Here is a 2,312-nt window from a genome sequence, read left to right as displayed (position 1 = left end):
CCGAGCCGATTGGATGCGGTGATTGACGCGCTGTCCGAAGCTGGCGCGACAGGACTGACCGTATCGGAAGTGCGCGGCTATGGTCGCCAGCTTGGCAAAACCGAAGTTTATCGCGGCGCGGAATACGAAGTGCGCCTCCTGCCCAAGGTCAAAGTGGAAGTCGCCTGCCCTGACGCCTCGGCCGAGCGCTACGCCGAAGCGATAACGCAGGCTGCCAATACGGGCACAATCGGTGACGGCAAGATCTTCATCTATGATCTCGACAGCATTATCCGGATTCGCACCGGTGAGCGCGACGAACAGGCTGTGTCCGGCTAGTTCTGGTCTTCGGACTTGAAGCTTGCCTGTTCGGCGCCATGGTGGAGCTGAAGGTTCAGCAGCACGCCTTTTGCAACCGGTAACAACCACAAGCACAGTCCAATCACGGCCGCACATAGCGCGATGAAGGCAATGACCATCGGCACCAGGGGCAGCGGACTCATCGGCAACAGGAACAGAAACGGCGCCAGCAATAGCAGCACACCGAAACCTACGAAAAAGGCCGGGCCGTCTGCTGTATCGGCCGCCGTCATGTCCCGCCCGCAAACGGGGCAGGATTCGTTGAGCTTCAGGTAGGAGCTATACAATTTGCCTTCGCCGCACTGGCCGCATCGCTGACGGATACCGGAAATGATGGGGGAGGGGTTGCTCATGATTCTGGACCTCTTTGAGCCGGATGCGTGGTCAGACCTTTACCGGCACTTTCCATACCTATGTAAGGACCGCTTGGTTGGTGTCATCTGCGGTAGATGGTTGCAGGGGCATGAAGGCCTTGACGTTGGTCGCCGTATTCCGCACCAGAACGGGCGAAATCTGACTGCAGGAACACCATGACCGAACCCGTCTTCAACAAGATCGCCATTATTGGCGCCGGCCTCATCGGCGCGTCCATTGCGAGGGCGGCTGTGGAGTACGGCGCGGCTGGGACTGTGAGCCTTTATGATTCCAGCGAAGATGTGCGCCAGCGCGCCGCTGGAATTGCGTTGGGGGATGTCGCGGACAATCTTGCCACTGCCGTGGCAGAGGCAGATTGCGTGTTCCTTTGTGTCCCCGTCGGCGCCTTGCAGGCCGTTGCTGCAGACGCTGTGCCGCTGATGATGGCAGGAGCCGTCCTGACCGATGTGGGCTCAGTGAAAGGCCAAGCCACCGAAGCGCTTGCGGCCGCCGCCGATGGCCGCGTGCACATTATCCCGGGCCACCCCATTGCCGGTACGGAGCAATCCGGTCCGGAGGCGGGCTTTCCGACCCTGTTCCGGAATGCCTGGCACATTCTGACACCCCTGGCAGACGGGGACGACAATTACGACGCTGCTGTATCGACGCTGGAGGCGTTCTGGACGCAACTTGGTGCAACGGTTGAAACGATGGACGCAGCGCGACACGACCGGGTCCTCGCGATCACTTCGCACCTGCCACACCTGATTGCGTTCAACATCGTTGCAACCGCGTTCGATATGGAGACCGTCGAGCAGGGTGAGGTCGTGAAGTATTCTGCTGGTGGTTTCAGGGATTTCACCCGTATCGCCGCCTCCGACCCTGTCATGTGGCGCGATGTTTTCCTGAACAACAAGGACGCCGTACTTGAGTGCCTTGGCCGGTTTTCCGAGGATCTTGCCGCGCTGCAACGCGCGATCCGTTGGGGCGACGGAGAAACGCTTTTCAACGAGTTCAATCGCGCCCGTTCAATCCGCAAGGCCATCATTGATGCGGGCCAGGATTCTGGGGCAGTTAACTTCGGGCGGAACCTGCCCAAGGGAGATGAGGATGAAGGCGCTTGAACTGACCGAGGAGCGTCGCGCGACGTTGCGTGGCCATTTGCAAACTCTGTTTGCAACCGAATTTGACGAGCGCCTCAGCGATTTTCGGGCAGATGACATCGTCGACCTGATGCTGACGACGCTCGGTCCGGCCGTCTACAATCAGGCTGTCGCAGATGTCCGCGCTCACCTGCAGGGCAAGCTGGAGGACCTCGACGGTGAAGTCTGGGTCGAGGAAGCTGGCTGACATGATGCTCACGCGCTTGTGTGTCGTGCGGGACTGAACCTTTCGGTATGGTCCCGCGTATGAACCGCATGACCCACACGATTTCCCGACGCTCGCTGCTCCTGTCCGGCGCCGCTTCACTGGGCCTTGCCGCCTGTTCCATCAATTCTACATCGGAAGCAGCAGACGCTGAAAACGCCGATAATGAGGAGCAATATGCTGATTCCGAATGGCGCCAGCTTACCGATGATGACTGGCGTGCGCGCCTGAGCGCGGTCGCCTACGGCGTT

At 59.9% G+C, this 2,312-nt stretch carries 4 protein-coding genes and 1 pseudogene; 4 read left to right on the top strand and 1 reads right to left on the bottom strand.

Translation table 11 applies throughout. The annotated features are described in order from the left end of the window. A partial coding sequence (locus B4F73_RS07535) for a P-II family nitrogen regulator (RefSeq protein ID WP_290482903.1) occupies positions 1-318 on the top strand: 318 nt, incomplete at its 5' end. On the opposite strand, the gene B4F73_RS07530 is transcribed toward B4F73_RS07535, so the two are convergent. Beyond that, on the bottom strand, positions 315-692 hold the full coding sequence (locus B4F73_RS07530; protein WP_290482902.1) for a DUF983 domain-containing protein: 378 nt from the start codon (positions 690-692) through the stop codon (positions 315-317). The genes B4F73_RS07535 and B4F73_RS07530 overlap by 4 nt on opposite strands. Positions 693-869: 177 nt before the next feature. On the opposite strand from B4F73_RS07530, the gene B4F73_RS07525 reads away from it, so the two are divergent. The 3 genes and pseudogenes from B4F73_RS07525 to B4F73_RS07515 form a co-directional block, all read left to right on the top strand. Continuing rightward, positions 870-1,817: a prephenate/arogenate dehydrogenase family protein gene (locus B4F73_RS07525; RefSeq protein ID WP_290482901.1), complete on the top strand. Its 948-nt coding sequence runs from the start codon at positions 870-872 to the stop codon at positions 1,815-1,817. Beyond that, entirely contained in the window at positions 1,804-2,043 is a 240-nt protein-coding gene (locus B4F73_RS07520; RefSeq protein ID WP_206991492.1) for a DUF2164 domain-containing protein, read from the top strand. The genes B4F73_RS07525 and B4F73_RS07520 overlap by 14 nt, the downstream gene beginning before the upstream one ends. A gap of 59 nt (positions 2,044-2,102) precedes the next feature. Next, positions 2,103-2,312 (top strand): annotated as a pseudogene (locus tag B4F73_RS07515) (hypothetical protein); the annotation flags it as partial.

The organism is Hyphomonas sp. UBA3601, assembly GCF_002375605.1.
In the GTDB taxonomy this organism is placed as follows: Bacteria; Pseudomonadota; Alphaproteobacteria; order Caulobacterales; family Hyphomonadaceae; genus Hyphomonas.
The sequence above is the reverse complement of the archived record's forward strand: the minus strand, read 5'-3'. Positions and strand labels throughout refer to the sequence as shown.